Annotated in this window: 19 protein-coding genes; 5 read left to right on the top strand and 14 right to left on the bottom strand. The window is 65.5% G+C overall.

Features of this window, described 5'->3' with window-relative positions; all coding sequences use genetic code 11:
- On the top strand, positions 1–1,266 hold a 1,266-nt coding region (locus V7Q53_RS13645), incomplete at its 5' end, for a molybdopterin-binding protein (protein ID WP_333829149.1).
- A gap of 46 nt (positions 1,267–1,312) precedes the next feature.
- Here the strand turns inward: V7Q53_RS13645 and V7Q53_RS13640 are convergent.
- Both V7Q53_RS13640 and ilvC read right to left on the bottom strand, forming a co-directional pair.
- Positions 1,313–1,540, bottom strand: a complete 228-nt coding sequence (locus V7Q53_RS13640) for a sulfurtransferase TusA family protein (protein ID WP_333829148.1) — start codon at positions 1,538–1,540, stop codon at positions 1,313–1,315.
- A 173-nt stretch (positions 1,541–1,713) separates the two neighbouring features.
- Positions 1,714–2,736: a ketol-acid reductoisomerase gene (ilvC, locus tag V7Q53_RS13635; protein WP_333829147.1), complete on the bottom strand. Its 1,023-nt coding sequence runs from the start codon at positions 2,734–2,736 to the stop codon at positions 1,714–1,716.
- 130 nt (positions 2,737–2,866) lie between these two features.
- Here ilvC and V7Q53_RS13630 point away from each other — a divergent pair, with 130 nt between their 5' ends.
- From V7Q53_RS13630 to V7Q53_RS13620, 3 genes are all read left to right on the top strand, one after another.
- Positions 2,867–3,325: an Lrp/AsnC family transcriptional regulator gene (locus V7Q53_RS13630; protein ID WP_333829146.1), complete on the top strand. Its 459-nt coding sequence runs from the start codon at positions 2,867–2,869 to the stop codon at positions 3,323–3,325.
- Positions 3,326–3,481: 156 nt separating this feature from the next.
- Positions 3,482–3,937: an Lrp/AsnC family transcriptional regulator gene (locus V7Q53_RS13625; protein ID WP_333829145.1), complete on the top strand. Its 456-nt coding sequence runs from the start codon at positions 3,482–3,484 to the stop codon at positions 3,935–3,937.
- A 70-nt stretch (positions 3,938–4,007) separates the two neighbouring features.
- Positions 4,008–4,331: an arsenate reductase family protein gene (locus V7Q53_RS13620; protein ID WP_333829144.1), complete on the top strand. Its 324-nt coding sequence runs from the start codon at positions 4,008–4,010 to the stop codon at positions 4,329–4,331.
- 74 nt (positions 4,332–4,405) lie between these two features.
- On the opposite strand, the gene V7Q53_RS13615 is transcribed toward V7Q53_RS13620, so the two are convergent.
- A complete protein-coding gene (locus V7Q53_RS13615; protein WP_333829143.1) occupies positions 4,406–4,612 on the bottom strand; it encodes a cold-shock protein in 207 nt (68 codons plus the stop codon).
- A 440-nt stretch (positions 4,613–5,052) separates the two neighbouring features.
- On the opposite strand from V7Q53_RS13615, the gene V7Q53_RS13610 reads away from it, so the two are divergent.
- Positions 5,053–6,399 carry a DEAD/DEAH box helicase gene (locus V7Q53_RS13610; RefSeq protein WP_333829141.1) on the top strand — a complete coding sequence of 449 codons (1,347 nt, stop codon included), beginning with the start codon at positions 5,053–5,055 and terminating at the stop codon, positions 6,397–6,399.
- Between the two features lie 55 nt (positions 6,400–6,454).
- Here the strand turns inward: V7Q53_RS13610 and V7Q53_RS13605 are convergent, their stop codons facing one another.
- The 11 genes from V7Q53_RS13605 to V7Q53_RS13555 form a co-directional block, all read right to left on the bottom strand.
- Positions 6,455–6,814 carry a phosphate acetyltransferase gene (locus V7Q53_RS13605; RefSeq protein ID WP_333829140.1) on the bottom strand — a complete coding sequence of 120 codons (360 nt, stop codon included), beginning with the start codon at positions 6,812–6,814 and terminating at the stop codon, positions 6,455–6,457.
- Complete coding sequence (locus V7Q53_RS13600) at positions 6,811–7,173, bottom strand: MaoC/PaaZ C-terminal domain-containing protein (RefSeq protein WP_333829139.1); 363 nt, start codon at positions 7,171–7,173, stop codon at positions 6,811–6,813. The genes V7Q53_RS13605 and V7Q53_RS13600 overlap by 4 nt, the downstream gene beginning before the upstream one ends.
- Entirely contained in the window at positions 7,170–8,645 is a 1,476-nt protein-coding gene (locus V7Q53_RS13595; RefSeq protein ID WP_333829138.1) for a class I adenylate-forming enzyme family protein, read from the bottom strand. Before V7Q53_RS13595 ends, V7Q53_RS13600 begins: the two co-directional genes overlap by 4 nt.
- A gap of 1 nt (position 8,646) precedes the next feature.
- Positions 8,647–9,402 carry an enoyl-CoA hydratase/isomerase family protein gene (locus tag V7Q53_RS13590; protein WP_333829137.1) on the bottom strand — a complete coding sequence of 252 codons (756 nt, stop codon included), beginning with the start codon at positions 9,400–9,402 and terminating at the stop codon, positions 8,647–8,649.
- Positions 9,399–9,989: a TetR/AcrR family transcriptional regulator gene (locus V7Q53_RS13585; RefSeq protein ID WP_333829136.1), complete on the bottom strand. Its 591-nt coding sequence runs from the start codon at positions 9,987–9,989 to the stop codon at positions 9,399–9,401. Before V7Q53_RS13585 ends, V7Q53_RS13590 begins: the two co-directional genes overlap by 4 nt.
- Positions 9,989–10,789 (bottom strand): alpha/beta fold hydrolase, encoded by an 801-nt coding sequence (locus V7Q53_RS13580; RefSeq protein WP_333829135.1) that lies wholly within the window; start codon positions 10,787–10,789, stop codon positions 9,989–9,991. The genes V7Q53_RS13585 and V7Q53_RS13580 overlap by 1 nt, the downstream gene beginning before the upstream one ends.
- Positions 10,790–10,791: 2 nt before the next feature.
- Positions 10,792–11,850, bottom strand: coding sequence for a branched-chain amino acid ABC transporter permease (locus tag V7Q53_RS13575; protein ID WP_333829134.1), 1,059 nt, complete (start codon positions 11,848–11,850; stop codon positions 10,792–10,794).
- Positions 11,851–11,963: 113 nt separating this feature from the next.
- Entirely contained in the window at positions 11,964–12,995 is a 1,032-nt protein-coding gene (locus V7Q53_RS13570) for a branched-chain amino acid ABC transporter permease (RefSeq protein ID WP_333829133.1), read from the bottom strand.
- Positions 12,992–13,714, bottom strand: a complete 723-nt coding sequence (locus V7Q53_RS13565) for an ABC transporter ATP-binding protein (protein ID WP_333829132.1) — start codon at positions 13,712–13,714, stop codon at positions 12,992–12,994. Before V7Q53_RS13565 ends, V7Q53_RS13570 begins: the two co-directional genes overlap by 4 nt.
- Complete coding sequence (locus V7Q53_RS13560) at positions 13,707–14,471, bottom strand: ABC transporter ATP-binding protein (protein ID WP_333829131.1); 765 nt, start codon at positions 14,469–14,471, stop codon at positions 13,707–13,709. Before V7Q53_RS13560 ends, V7Q53_RS13565 begins: the two co-directional genes overlap by 8 nt.
- Before the next feature lie 125 nt (positions 14,472–14,596).
- Positions 14,597–15,778 (bottom strand): substrate-binding domain-containing protein, encoded by a 1,182-nt coding sequence (locus V7Q53_RS13555; protein WP_333829130.1) that lies wholly within the window; start codon positions 15,776–15,778, stop codon positions 14,597–14,599.
- Between the last annotated feature and the right edge of the window lie 14 nt (positions 15,779–15,792).

Here is a 15,792-nt window from a genome sequence, read left to right as displayed (position 1 = left end):
CCCCTCACCCCGCCCCGCCTGCGCGACGATTGTTTTGCCATGCCACAGGGCGTGCAATGGGTGCCCGTCGATGAGGCGCTGGCGCGGTTGCGCGCGGCGCTGGTGCCGCTGACCGGGGTTGAAAGCCTGCCCACGGCGCAGGCCGGTGGCCGGGTGCTTGCCGCTGACGCCACCGCAAACCGCGCCAACCCGCCTCATGCCAATTCGGCGGTTGATGGCTACGGTTTTGCCCATGCAGCCCTTGCAGGCCCCGGCCCCTATACCCTGCCGCTGGTGGCCGGGCGGGCGGCGGCGGGGCAGCCCTTTACCGGCGCGGTGCCGCCCGGGCAGGCGATCCGCATCCTCACCGGCGCGATCCTGCCGGAGGGGGTGGATTGCGTGGTGCTGGAAGAAGATTGCGCCACCGATGCGGCGCGCGTGGCCTTTGACGGGCCGGTCAGGGCGCGCGCCAATACCCGCCGCGCGGGCGAGGATGTACGCGAGGGCGCACCCGCGCTGCCCGCAGGCCGCATGCTTGGCGCCCCCGATCTGGCGCTTCTCTCGGCTTTGGGTGTGGGGCAGGTGCAGGTCTGGCGCCCGCTCAGGGTGGGCGTTTTGTCCACCGGCGACGAGATCGTGGGTGACCCCGCCACCCGCGCCGCGCCGCACCAGATCTATGACGCCAACCGCCCCATGCTGCTGGAAATCGCGCGGCGCTGGGGCTACCTGCCCGTCGATCTGGGCCATGCGCCGGATGACCCCGCCGCGATTGCTGCAGCGCTCGACCGGGGCGCGGCGCAGGCCGACGTGATCCTGACCTCGGGCGGTGCCTCGGCAGGGGATGAAGACCATGTCTCGCGCCTGCTGCGCGACAGCGGCACGCTGTCAAGCTGGCGCATCGCCCTCAAGCCGGGCCGCCCGCTGGCGCTGGCGCTCTGGCACGGGGTGCCGGTGCTGGGCCTGCCGGGCAACCCGGTGGCGGCATTTGTCTGCACGCTGATCTTCGGGCGGCCCGCGCTGTCGGTCATGGCGGGCAGCGGCTGGCGCATGGCGCAGGGCTTCACCGTGCCCGCCGCCTTTTCGAAGAACAAGAAACCGGGGCGGCGCGAATATCTGCGCGCGCGGCTGAATGCCGAAGGCGCGGCCGAGGTCTTTGCCTCCGAAGGTTCAGGCCGGATCAGCGGGTTGAGCTGGGCCGAAGGGCTGGTGGAGCTGCCCGACGCCGCCGTGCAGATCACACCCGGCAGCCCGGTGCGCTACCTGCCTTTCGGCAGTTTTGGTCTGTAACGGTTCAGGCACAGCAACTCAGGCACAGCAACTCAGGCGCAGCAATTCACGAACGGCGGATCAGCCAGGCGATGGCATCGCCGTCAGGGGTATGACCCAGCAACTCATGCCCCGCCTCGGTGCAGAAATGCGGCACATCGACCACGGCTGCCGGATCGGTCGCCACCAGCCGCAAGACCTGCCCCTGCGCCATGCCCATCAGCCGCTTGCGCGCCTTGAGCACGGGAAGGGGGCACAACAGGCCCCGCGCATCAAGTTCCTGATCCCACATCATGGCGCAGATCTACCTCTTGCCGCCGTCACTGTCCATCACCGCCATACGCCCGGCGGGTGCGGCAGAAGGCCGGAACGCAAACGGGTGCGCAGCCCCCCTCGCCACGCACCCGCCGGTTGGCCCGCATCCCTCCTCTGGCATGCGGGCCGGTGTTTTTGCGCTCAGCTCCGGGCTCAGTTGCGCGCCTTGTCCACCATCTTGCCCTTGGAAATCCACGGCATCATGGCGCGCAGCTTCTCACCCACCTGTTCGATCTGATGCTCGTCATTCAGGCGGCGGGTGGCCTTGAACATCGGCTGGCCGACAGCGTTTTCCTGCATGAAGTCACGCACAAACTTGCCGGTCTGGATGTCGGTCAGAACCGCCTTCATCCGCGCCTTGGTCTCGGCATAGGGCAGAATGCGCGGGCCGCTGACATATTCACCATATTCGGCAGTGTTCGAGATCGAGTAATTCATGTTGGCGATGCCGCCCTCATAGATCAGATCAACGATCAGCTTCACCTCGTGCAGGCATTCGAAATAGGCCATCTCGGGCTCATAGCCGGCTTCCACCAGTGTCTCAAAGCCCATGCGGATCAGCTCGACCAGGCCGCCGCAGAGCACTGCCTGCTCACCGAACAGATCGGTCTCGCATTCCTGCCGGAAGTTGGTCTCGATGATCCCCGAACGGCCGCCACCGATGGCCGAGCAATAGGAAAGGCCCAGCTCCAGCGCCCGGCCCGTCGCGTCGTTATGCACGGCCACCAGACAGGGCACGCCGCCGCCTTTGACATATTCGCCGCGCACCGTGTGGCCGGGGCCCTTGGGCGCCATCATGATGACATCGACACCCTTTTTCGGCTCGATCAGACCAAAATGCACGTTCAGCCCATGGGCAAAGGCAATCGCCGCACCTTCGCGCAGGTTGTCATGGACGTATTTCTTGTAGGTCTCGGCCTGCAACTCGTCCGGCATGGTGAACATGATCAGGTCACACCAGGCGGCGGCCTCGGCGATACCCATGACCTTCAGCCCCTCGCCTTCGGCCTTGGCGGCACTGGGCGAGCCTTCGCGCAGTGCGACGACAAGGTTCTTGGCGCCCGAATCGCGCAGGTTCAGGGCATGGGCATGGCCCTGGCTGCCATAACCAAGGATCGCCACCTTCTTGTCCTTGATCAGGTTGATATCGCAGTCGCGGTCATAATAAACGCGCATGGCCCGGTTCCTTTCGTTTCATGATGAGCGCATCATAGGGATGAATGCCGAAATTTGGTTGCAAAAACCGCCATGAATAGCCATCCATGAACGAAGTTCATTCGCCATTTTCAAAATTTTAGTGGTTTTCATGCTCATCGACGATACCGACCGCCGTCTGCTCCGCCACCTCCAGGCGGATCCGGGCCAGCCCATGTCCGAACTTGCCACCCGCGCCGGCGTGACCGAGGCGACGGCCTCGCGCCGGATCGAGCGGTTGCGCGCGCGTGCGGTCTTGAAGGGGCAAAGCGCGGTGATCGACTGGCGCAAACTGGGCTGGGAGGTGGAGGTATCATTACGCGTCACCCTCGACAAAACTGACCCGCGCGCCTTCGATGATTTCATCGCCGCCGCCCGGCTTGTGCCCGAAGTACTTGAAATACAAACCTTTCTGGGCCGCGTTGATGTCCGCCTCAACGTGATCGCGCGCGACATGGCGCATTATCAGCAGATCTACCGTGCCCGCATCCTGACCTTGCCGCATATCACCGATATCGAGGCACTCATGCATATCGCCGTGATCAAAAGCGCCGAGGTATTGCCAATATGACCGCGCGTTTTCATCTTGCCGGAAATACGCATCTGTTTTGGGCCGAAGGCCCTTTGGCCGGGGGACGGGCCGCAGGCCCGCGGGGGTGGAACCCCCGGGCGGCGCGGGGGGCTCGATGCCCCCCGCGCCGCCGCGCTCCTGACCGGGGCAGGCGGTATGACTGACCTTGACGATACCGACCGCGCCATCCTTCGCGCACTGGTGGAAGATGCGCAGCAGGGGGCGGGCGCGTTGGGGCGGGCGCTCGGCCTCAGCCAGCCCGCCACCTGGCGGCGCATCCGGCGCCTGCGCGCGCAAGGGGTGATCGCCGGGCAGCGGCTGGTGCTGGATCAGGCGGCACTGGGCTTTGGCGTGACGGTGTTTCTGGGCGTGACACTGGCCACCAAGGGCCGCGTCAGTCTGGAAGATTTCGAGCGCGCGGTGTCGGCCATCCCCGAGGTGCAGACCGTCCAGCATGTGCTGGGGCTTTACGATTACCGGCTGCGGGTGGTGGCGCGCGATCTGTCGGATTTCGAGCGCGTCCTGCGGCGCCGGATCATGACCTTGCCGGGGGTGGGGCAGGTGGATGCCAATGTCCTCCTCAGCGAAGAGCGGCGCCCCGGCCCGTTGTAACTGACCGCTGTAACCTTTGCGTCACCCGTCTTCCTGCGCTAGGAACGGGGTGGTACAAAAGGAGGCGGCGATGGAAATGGTCATTCTGGGGCTGGCAAGCTGCGACACCTGCCGCAAGGCGCGCAAGGCCCTGCCCGATGCGCGGTTCCGCGATATCCGCGCCGAGCCGCTCAGCGACAGCGAGCGCGCGGCATTCCTTGAGAAATTCGGTGAAAAGCTGGTCAACCGGAGCTCAACCACCTGGCGGAGCCTGACGGAGGATGAGCGCCAGAATCCTCCCGAATCCCTGCTCGCCGCGCATCCGTCACTGATGAAGCGCCCCGTTATCGTGACGGGGGATGTTATGTATCTGGGCTGGGCACCGGATGTCCGCCGCGCGCTGTGTGCGGAATAGCCCCGCAAGAAGGCAGAACCCACCCGAAAGAAAAACCCCGCCAGACCCGGCGGGGTTTCAAGGAAGCACAATGCTCAGAGCAGCCTGAGATCGCTTGCCGACGAGCGCCCGTCGCGCCCGGCCTGCATCTCGAAGCTGATTTTCTGATTGTCGGCCAGCCCGGTCAGCCCGGCGCGTTCGACCGCCGAGATATGCACAAAGACATCCTTGCCGCCGTCATCAGGAGCGATGAATCCGAAGCCTTTGGTCGCGTTGAACCACTTAACGGTGCCGGTGGGCATGTCCGTTCCCCCTTCTCAGTTCCCCCGGGGCGAAATTACCCTCGGGCCGTGCAGCCAGGTCTTCCGGTAGTGCGGGCTGCCTGAGAATAGGCGGTCGCGGGAAAGTCTGTTGTCACGCGGCAAATTCTGCCACGTTTTCGTATTAAATCAAGCATAAGGAAGCCTCCGGCAGGGCCTCATGGCGGGTTTCGCTTGACTTTTGTCGCCTATATGCCCATTTCCGTGGCAGACACCACCTTGCTGCCGCGTGAGCAGCCAGCGGCATTGCGGCCGCCAGGGTAGGTGCGGGGCCTGTGGCCCAAAATGGTTCCCGAGATCACGCGTGGGGGCTCGTATGGTGCAAGCCATACGCCCGAAACCGCTTTGCCTGCCCTGCGCAGGTCATGGGTGCATTGCGCCCGAACGTATATGAGCGCGCGTTGCGCTCAGAAGGACTGATAATGACTGATTTCAACATGCTGGGCCTGAACCCGGGTCTTCTTGCCGCCGTCGAGCGCATGGGCATTACCGCCCCCACGCCGATTCAGGCGCGTGGCATTCCGCCGGTGATGGAAGGGCGCGACCTTCTGGGTCTGGCCCAGACCGGCACCGGCAAGACGCTGGCTTTTGGCCTGCCGCTGCTGCACGGGCTGATGGGGCAGGGCCGCCCTGCGCCGAAAACCGTGCGCGCGCTGATTCTCGCCCCCACCCGTGAGCTGGTGAACCAGATTGCCGAAACCCTGAGTGCGCTGGCCCAGGGCGGCCCGCTGAAGGTGGTGACGGTGGTGGGCGGTGCCTCGCTGGGCCGTCAGGCCGAAAAGCTGGGCCGCGGCACCGATGTGCTGGTAGCCACGCCGGGACGCCTGATTGACCTGCTGGACCGCCGCGCGCTGACGCTGGGCGAAGTGCAGGTTCTGGTTCTTGATGAGGCCGACCAGATGCTGGACATGGGCTTTATCCATGCCCTGCGCCAGATCGCCCGCCATCTGCCAGCCAAGCGCCAGACGCTGCTCTTTTCGGCCACCATGCCCAAGGACATGTCCGAAATCGCCGAGACCTATCTCGACAACCCGGTGCGCGTGCAGGTCACGGCGCCGGGCAAGACCGCCGACAAGATCGAGCAGGCGGTGCATTTCGTGGCGCAAAACGACAAGGCCAAACTGCTGGAGCATTACCTTGACCAGCACCGCGAAGAGCTGGCGCTGGTCTTCCTGCGCACCAAGCATGGCGCCGAGAAGCTGATGAAGCTGCTGGTGAGCTGGGGTTTTGCCGCCGGTTCGATCCATGGCAACAAAAGCCAGGGGCAGCGCGAGCGTACGCTGGCCTCGTTCCGGGCGGGTGAGCTGAAGGTGCTGGTGGCGACCGATGTGGCCGCGCGCGGCATCGACATTCCGCTGGTGCGCCATGTCTATAACTTTGACCTGCCGAATGTGCCGGAAAACTACATCCACCGCATCGGCCGTACCGCCCGCGCGGGCCGCGATGGCCGGGCGATGGCCTTCTGTGCACCTGCCGAAATGGCTGATCTGCGCGCCATTGAGAAACTGATGCGGCAGCCGGTCGAAGTGGCCGGTGGCGAACCGTGGTCTGAAAACCTGGCCGATGCTGCCCGCACCGCCGCGCGCAAGGCCAATGGCCAAGGCCGGGGTGGTCAGGGGCAGGGCCGTGGCGGCCCGCCGCGTTCCGGCGGCGGTAATGCCGGGGCCAAGCAAGGCGAGAAGCCGCGCCAACATCCCGCCTATGGTGCCCCCGCAGGCAAGCCCAAACGCCGCCCCGCGCGCGGTGGCAGCAAGCACCGGGCTGCGTGATCAATGACAAAGGCCGGGCAGAGCGCCCGGCCTTTTTCGTTCAGGCGTCGCTTGTTCAGGCACCCACATCGCGGGCCAGCACCAGCGCGCGCCCTTCGCAGATCAGCCTGCCATCGGCGGTGCGGCAGGTTGTGGCCAGATCGACCAGGTGCTTTTCAGGCCGCAGCCGGGTGATTTCCACCCGTGCCGTCAGCGGCTGGTCCAGTGGCGCGGGCGCCAGAAACCGCATCTCCTGCTTGAGGTAATTGGTGCCGGAACCGGGCAGATGCACCCCCAGCAGATACGAGAACAGCGCCCCGATCAGGGGTTCGGGCACTTGCGTACCCGGCGCGCCGCCCGACAGCGCGGCAAAGGCCGCAAGGTCATCGCGGCTGTAGCTGCGGGTGGTCTCAGTGAATTTTCCCACATGCATCATTCCGCCTCCAGTTCCGCCTGACCCTGCAGCACGATCAGATCATCAGCCTTGCGCGTGGCCAGCACCGCCAGATGCCCCTCGGGCGTTTCCTTGATTTCCAGCAACACCGGCTCACCGGCATAGGTGGGGTTGGGGAACATCAGCGACTGAAAGCGATGGCGCTGGCCCGGGCGGGCGCGGTTCACCAGCGCCCAGAGCTTGGAATAGATCAGCATCCCATGGCTGACCGTGCGCCCGAACCGGGTGCGGCCGGAAAATTCGGGGTCAACATGGATGGGGTTATCATCGCCCGAGACACGGGCGAAAGCGTCGAATTCGTCCTGGGTGGGCACCCATTCCTCGCGGATCAGAAGGGTCATGGCAGCATGTCTCGCAACAGGGGTTTGCGCACCTTGCCTGCGGCGGTGCGGGGGAAATCATCCAGCAGATGGAACGACCGGGGCACCTTGTAGCCCGCCAGCCGCTCACGGCACCAGCCGGGCAGGGCGGCGATATCGGGGCTCTGGCCGGGGCGGGCGATGAGGAATGCCGCGCCGACCTCGCCCCATTTGTCATCGGGCACGCCGATCACGGCGGCCTCAAGAATGTCCGGGTGTGTGATCAGAACGCGCTCCACCTCGGCAGGATACACATTTTCGCCGCCCGAGATGAACATATCCTTTATCCGGTCGATGATCATGTAATAGCCCTCAGTATCGCGCCGCGCGACATCGCCGGATTTCAGCCAGCCGTCAGCGGTCAAAGCCGCGCTGGTGGCCTGCGGATTGGCGTAATAACCCGGCGTGACGGTGCCGCCGCGCATTTCCAGCTCGCCCTCGCCGGGCTGGCCATCCGGCACACCGGCCAGCCGCGCCTCGGTCATCATCTGCGGCTTGCCGATGGAGCCGATCTTTGCCAGCGCCGCGCCCTCGTCGATCAGAAAGCCGGTGGGGCCGGTTTCGGTCATGCCATAGCCGTTGCAGATCAGCGCCCCACGTTCGGCGAAAAAGCGGATCAGATCGACCGGCAGCGCGGCCCCGCCACAGGCATAGCCGCGCACGCGGGTCAGATCGACGCGGTCAATCGCCGGGTGCAGCCGGAAGGCCTGATAGATCGCGGGCACGCCGAAGAACTGGGTGATCTTGCCCTCGGCGATCAGGGTGAAAAGATCGTCAGGCTGGAATTTTGACAGGATATGGCTGTGTGCACCCCAGAAGAAGACCGGAAATGTATATAGATTGATGCCGGCGGTATGAAACAGCGGCAGGAAGCAGACGGAATGGTCCTGCGCGGTCAGGCCGGTATGCTGGGCGATATTGGTGGCATTGGCCAAGGCCATGCGCGGTGTCTGGATCACCGCCTTGGGCAGGCCGGTGGTGCCGGAGGTGAACAGCAGATACCACGGCGCATCCTCATCAATGGCGCGCGGGGCGGGCGTGGGGCCGTGCAGGGCAAAGCCGCCGCCCGGAGCAAAAGGGATGCAGGGGTACGCCCCGGCCAGCGCGCGGGCCAGCGCGGCGTGGGGTTCATCATGGATGACGGCGGCGCAACCGACGCTGTCCATCACCGGGCGCAGCTCGGCCTCGGGCTGCCGCCAGTTGAGCGGGCACAGGATCAGCCCGGCCTTCAGGCAGGCGAACAGCGCGATGAAGAACTCGGCCCGGTTCAGGCACAGGATCGCCACGCGCGCGCCGGGTTCCAACCCCAGCCCCAGCAGCCCGCCCGCCAGCGCGGCGGCCTCGGCGTTGACCTGCGCGAAGGTCCAGACCCGGCCGGTGGAGTGGTCGGTGAAGGCGGGCGCATCGGGCGTCAGTTCGGCGCGGCGGGCGGCCATGTCGGGGGCAAGGCCCATCTCAGGCTCCTTTCAGCGAGGCGAGGAAACGCGCCATTCCGTCGCGCACCTCATCGGTTTCGATCCGCTCAACGAAGGCCGCGCGCTCGGCGTCCAGCGCGGCTTTCAGCGCGGGCAGGTCGGTTGTCAGACGTTTGGTGACGGCCATGGCGCCGGGGATATGGCCGCGCAAGGTGCGCAGCCATCCGGCGATCACGTCGGCAGGGTCAGCGCTGACGGACTGCGCCAGCCCCATTGCCAGTGCCTGGTCGGCAGTGATGCGCTGGTTCAGAAGCTGGATTTCCCGCGCCCGGTGCTCGCCGATACGCGCGGGCAACATCGCCGTCCAGCCGCCATCAGGGGCAAAGCCGACCACGCTGTAGAAGGGCTGCACAAAGGCGCTGCGCTCCATCACCACCAGATCAGCGGCCAGCACCAGCCCCAGCGCGCCGCCGGTCAGCGCGCCCTGAACCTGCGCCAGAACCGGGCAGGGCAGCGCGGCCAGTTGCAGGATGGCACGGTTCAGCCCGCCCACCACCGCCTGCGCATAGGCCCGGCCATCGCCCGCCGCCACCGCTTGCGCGAAACGCGCCACATCGCCGCCGGTGGAAAAATGCCGCCCTGCGGCGCGCAGAACAACGGCGCGCGGGGTTTCCAGCCGTTCCAGCGCCGCGTTCAGGTCTGCCAGAAGGTCATCGTTCAGCGCGTTGCAGCGCTCTGGCCGCTCAAGTGTCAGCACCGCTACCCCGTCTTCATGGGTCAGCAAAACGGAGCTCATGGCTTCAACCCCCGCTCCAGCATATCGAAAACCTCAGCCACCACTTCGTCGCTGTCAGCGCCGGTCATCCCGAAACGCTCACCCAGCGTGACGGCCATGCCCATCAGCGCCCAGGCGCGGATTTCGGCGTTGCCCGGCCGGATCTCGCCTTCGCGCGCGGCGGCGGCCAGATTGCGCGCATAGCCCCGCGCGAAGGAGGTGAAATAGGCGTGGTAGCTGTCAGGATCGACGAAGCGGGCCTCTTCGACGATATTATAGAGCGTGGGGCGGGTGGCGGCGATCTCAAGGAAGGCGCGCAGGCCCAGCCGCTCGGCGCTGAGCCGGTCAGGTGCACCCACAACGGCGTCAGACAGGGTTTTGCGCGTCAGGCGGCCCATCTCGGTCACCAGTTCGCGGAACACATGCTCCTTGCTGTCGAAATAGATGTAGAAGGTGCCCTGCGCGATCCCGGCGGCGCGGGTGATGTCGCTGATCGACGCGGCGGCATAGCCCTGCGCGCCGATCACGGCCTCAGCCGCGCGCAGGATCGCTTCCTGCGTTTCAAGGCCGCGTTTGGTGCGGGGTTTGCGGGCGGCGGCTTTTTCCATCAGGGGGCAATCACTGGGTTGGCGGCAAAACGGGCGATCGCGGCACAGCAGGCCACGGGTTGTTCCAGAATGGGGGCATGGCCCGCGCCGGGCAAGACCAGCGCGGCACCCCGGGGCGCGTGGCTGGCGAGCCAACCGGCGGTCCGGGACGGATAGACGCGGCTTTGCGCACCATGGATCGCCAGAAGCGGCACGGGCAGCGCCTGAACGGTGGCGCGCAGGTCGCATTCGACAAGCGAATCCCAGAAACCGGCCATGACGGGGCCGGGCTGGGCGGCGATCCGCGCCTCGGCCTGCGCGACCGACAGCAGGGGCGCCCCCTCGGGCCCGGCGAACATGGTGCGGGCGACGGCACGGGCGGCGCGGGGCCAGTCATTGCGGAACCAGCCGGACTTGGCGCGCCCGTCGTCAGCGCTCTGGCCGCTCAGGCCCAGATCCCAGCCATCGCCGTTCAGCGGGCGCGGGCTCATGTCCAGGCTGATCATGGCGCGTATCCGCGCGCCCCCATGGATGGCCAGATACTGCCACCCCACCAGCGCGCCCAGCGACCAGCCGATCAGCGTGACATCCTCCAGCCCCTCCTGACGCAGCAGATGGTCCAGCATATCCGCCGCGCCGCTGACCGTGGGGGCAAAGCCTGTGGTCTGGCCATGCCCGGGCAGGTCAGGGGCGAGGCAGGTGAAATCCGCCCCCAGCCGATTGAGGGCATCGGCAAAGATGTCGCCCGCCATGGTCCAGCCGTGCAGAAACACCAGGACCGGCCCCGCGCCGTGGCGGTGGATGTGGATATGCCGCGCCACCCTCAGAGCTTCCCGCGCAGGCGGCCGACGATCCCGGTGGGGAAGAAATAGACCGAGAGGATGAACAGGATGCCCAGCCACAGCAGCCAGCGGTCCGGGTTCAGCAGGTCCGGCACCAGCGGCAGGAAGGAGGTGGCCTCGGACGCGCCGCCCATCCAGTCCTTGAGGTAGTTCTGCGCCAGCACGAAAACCGCTGTGCCGACCACCGCGCCATACATCGTGCCCATCCCGCCGATGACCACGATCAGCAGGATATCCAGCATGATCTCGACCCCCAGCGTGGTTGCCGGGCCGACATAACGCAGCCAGATGGCAAAAACCGCCCCGGCCAGCGCTGCCATCGCGGCCGACAGCACCGTCGCCAGCGCCCGGTAGAGCACCACGCGGTAACCGATCGCTTCGGCGCGGAAAGCGTTTTCGCGGATCGCCTGCAACACCCGGCCGAAGGGCGAGTTCACCACCCGCAGCATGATCAGGAACATGATCAGGCAGGAGAAGAACACGAGGTAATAGTTCAGATGCCGCCCGGTGATGTTGACACCCATAACCGGCCCGTCAAAGGGGCGGAAGGCCGGGGTCAGTTCGCGCGGGATGCGGATATTCAGCCCGTCCTCGCCCCCGGTGATGCCGGAAAGCTGGCTGACCAGCACCGCCACAGCCGAGGCAATGGCGAGCGTGATCATCGCAAAGAAGATGGCGCGCACCCTGAGCGAGAAAAGCGCGATGAGCAGCGCAAAAGCCGCCGCCAGCGCGGTGCCGCCAAGCGTGCCGATGATCAGCGCGTCATAGCCGGTGCCCATGTTGCGCGTGGCCAGCGCCACACCGTAAGCGCCCATGCCGAAGAACATGGTATGCGCGAAGCTGACGATGCCCGCATAGCCCAGCAGCAGATCGTAGCTGGCGACCAGCACGATGAAGATGCAGATGCGGGCTGCGGTTTCAAGGCTGCGGGTGCCGGGAAAGAGGAACGGGGCAAAGGCCAGCGCGAAGAGGATGAGCAGAAGCACCGCGCCCAGGATCCTGCTCTGGGGGCCGTCGCCGGAAAGGAAAAGTCTGACCATGTCAACCTCGGATCTGCTGGCGGAGGGGAAGGGGGGCGCTGCCCCCCTCTGCGCTGCGCGCATTCACCCCCCGGGATATTTTCGGACAGAAAATGGAATGCGACCGGCTCATGTCATTTTGCCTTGATGACCGGCATCATGCCCTGCGGGCGCCACATCAGGATCGCCACCATCAGCGCGATGTTGGAGATGAGCGCCAGTTTGGGTTCCAGAAAGGCGGTGTAATTCTGCATCAGGCCGACCATCAGAGCGCCGATAAAGCACCCTTCGACCGAGCCGAGACCGCCGATGATCACCACGATGAAGACCAGAATCATGATCTCCATGCCCATATGGGCGGTGACCATCTCCTGATAGAGGCCCCACATCACGCCACCCAGCCCGGCCAGCGCCGACCCGGCGACAAAGACCAGAATGAAGACGCGGCGGATCTGATAGCCCATCGCCTGCACCATTTCAGGATTTTCCACGCCCGCGCGCACGATCAGCCCCAGCTTGGTGCCGCGCAGCACCGCGCGCATGATCACGAACAGCACCAGCCCCAGACCCACGGCGACCAGCCGGTATTTCTCCAGCGTGGCGCCGAAGAGGGTGATGGAGCCCTTGAGCATCTCAGGCCGGGGGATGAAGATTTCCTCACCGCCCCAGATCACATGGATCAGTTGTTCGGCCACGATCAGCCCGCCCATGGTGACGAGTATCTGTTTCAGGTGGCTGCCATAGACCGGGCGCACGATGACCCGCTCAAAGCCCAGCCCGATCACGCCGGTAACCGCCATCGCCGCCAGCATTGCCGCACCCACCGCCAGCAGGTTGAGCAACAGCGAGGGGGCGCCTGTCATGCTGCTGAGCATCAGAAGCACGCTCACCCCAACGAAAGCGCCGAAGGAGACAAACGCGCCGTGGCCGAAGTTGATCACATCCATCAGGCCGAAAACCAGCGTCATCCCCGAGGCGATGACGAAAATCATCATCCCCATCGCCAGCCCCGAAACCGTGAGCGTCAGCCATGAGGTGGGCGAGGCGATGGAGAGGTAACCTGCCAGAATCAGCGCCGGAACCAGCAGCAGCGGCATCCAGGGTTCCAGCCGTTCCATGAGCGACAGTCGCGCCATCTTGGGCGCATGTTCAGGGGCGAGGGTCATGCGACCTCCATCTTCAGGCCCATCAGGCGTTCCTGCAGGGCAGTGTCCGTGGCCAGTTCCGCCATCGCGCCGGTCCAGACGATGCGCCCGTCATCCATGACGGCGGCGCGGTCACCCAGCGCGCGGGCCAGCGAGAAATTCTGCTCGACCATCAGGATCGAGGCGCCATCGGCCTTCAGATCCTTGAGCGCCCGCGCCATGGTGGCGACAATCGCCGGTGCAAGGCCCTTTGAGGGCTCGTCAATCAGATACAGGCCGCGCTTTTCGATCACCGCGCGGGCAATCGCCAGCATCTGTTTCTGCCCGCCCGAAAGGTTCCCGGCAGGCATTTTCCAGAAGGTCGACAAGGCGGGGAAGGCGGCGAAGACCCAGTCCAGCCGGTCACGCTGGATAGGGCCGGAGATGGCAGCGAGGATCAGGTTTTCCTCGACGGTGAGATCGGCGAATATGCCCATATCCTCGGGCACGAAACCCACCCCGCGCCGCGCGATCTGGGGCGGCGACAGGCCCGCGATTTCGGCCCCGTCAAAACGGATGGACCCGGCGCGCGGCTTCCACAGGCCCATGATGCTGCGCAGTGTCGTCGTCTTGCCCGCGCCGTTGCGGCCCAGCAGCATGGTCACCTGCCCGCGGGGCACCTCCAGATCGACGCCATGCAGGATGTGATATTGTTCGATATCGGTCTGCACGCCCGCAAGTGTGAGAATGGCGTCAGACATCAGCCAGCTCCTTGCCCATATAGGCCTCCTGCACCACGCTTGACGCCATCACCGCGGCGGGCTGGCCATCGGCGACAAGCGCGCCGTTGTGCAGCACCATGATCCGGTCGGCGAGGGTGCGGATGACATCCATCTTGTGCTCGACCAGCAGCACGGTGGCGGCCGGGTCGCGCTTGATCTCGGCGATCAGGTCCAGAATTACCGGCGCCTCGTCAACCGACATCCCGGCGGTGGGTTCGTCGAACATGAAAACCTTCGGTTCCATGGCGATCAGCGTGGCCACCTCCAGCTTGCGCTGGTCGCCATGGGGCAGGGCAGAGACCGTCTGATGGGCCAGATGCTGCAGGCGCACACGCTCCAGCACGGCCTCGGCGGCTTCGATCATGTCGCGGTGACTCATGGCCATGGTCCAGATATTGAAGCCCCGGCGCATGCGCGACTGGATCACCAGACGCACATTTTCCAGTACCGTCAGCTTGGGAAACAGGTTGGTCAGCTGGAAGGCCCGCCCAAGGCCCCGCTCGGTGCGCGCGGGAACCGAAAGGCGGGTGATCTCCTCGCCGTCGAGCAGGATGGTGCCCTCGGTGACCGGGATCTGGCCGGAGATGAGGTTGAAATAGGTTGTCTTGCCCGCGCCGTTGGGCCCGACAATCGCCGTCAGTTCGCCGGGGTGAAAGGCACAGGTGACATGATCGACCGCGACATGGCCGCCAAAGCGCACCGTCAGATCGCGGGTTTCAAGCGAAGGTTTGGTCATGGGGGCCTCGCGCAATAGCCGGTTAGCGGGGTGCGCAGGGCCGGTCGCGCAGGGCGCGGTGCCAGCCATGAGCAGGGGTTTTGGGGGAAGTGGGGCCGGGGCCTTTGCGTGCCCCGGCCAGCGCATCAGCGCTCGTTACGTACGGGGATATCCATGTCGTCGATGCCCAGGACGCGCACCAGTTCGGGGATGCCCCATGCCACGTCATCTTCGACACGGATGCGGAAGTGATACATCTCTTGCAGTGCCTGATGGTCCTCGGCGCGGAAACGCATGGTGCCTTTGGGAGTTTCCCACTCCATGCCTTCCATCGCCTCAATCAGGTCTTCCGCATCGGTTGACCCCCCGGTGCGGCGCAGTGCCTCCACGACGGCAAGGCCTGCTGCCATGCCGCCGGCGGTGAAGAAATCAGGCGGGGTGCCGAAACGCTCGAAATGTTGCTCGACCAGCCAGTCGTTGACCGGGTTTTGCGGGATTTCATAGTAGTAATAGGTCGCGCCTTCCATGCCGGGCATGTCGCGGTAGGCGCCCATCGCAGCAAGGATATTCCCGCCCGAGGCCAGCTCAATGCCATGGCGCGAAGGGTCCATCGCCTGAATGCGGTTCATGGGGTTGTTGCCGCCCGCCCAGATGACGAAAAGCCGTTTTTCGCCTTCAACACCGGCCATGGCGTTGAAGATGCGCTCGGCGGCGGCGGTGAAATCTGTCGTGTCGGTCGGTACATATTCCTCATGCACCAGCGTGGCGCCGGTCCCGTCGAGCGCTTCGCGGAACGCGGCGACGCCGTCGCGGCCAAAGGCGTAATCCTGCGCCAGCGTGGCAATGAACATGTCTTCGCGCCCGAGGGCGACCGCGTTGGAGATGGCATCCTGGCTGGAGTTGCGCCCGGTGCGGAAAATATAGCGGTTCCAGTCCGACCCGGTGATGCTGTCGGCGACAGCCGGTTCGACGATCAGAATGCGCTCGAATTCCTCTGCCACCGGCAACATTGCCAGCGCCACGCCCGAACTGGTGGGGCCGACGGCGATATGCGCGTCATCGTCGCCAAAGGCCTCGGCCAGCAGGGCGCGGCCCAGATCGGGGCGCAGCTGGCTGTCCTTTTCGATGACGACAAGCGGCTGGCCGTCGATTTCCATGGTGCCATCGGTGGCATATTCCAGCCCCATCATCAGCCCGACATGGCTTTGCGCGGCATAGGCCTCAAGCGCGCCGGTGCGGTCATAGACATGGGCGATGCGGATTTCGGCAAGCGCGGGTGCGGCCATGCCGAGAAGAGCCGTCGCAATGACGGCAGATATGAGTTTCATGAAGTCCTCCCTGA

Origin of the sequence: Pararhodobacter sp. (assembly GCF_036802785.1) — a bacterium.
In the GTDB taxonomy this organism is placed as follows: Bacteria; Pseudomonadota; Alphaproteobacteria; order Rhodobacterales; family Rhodobacteraceae; genus Pararhodobacter.
Note: the sequence above shows the minus strand (reverse complement) of the source record. Positions and strands in the feature narration are given on the sequence as shown.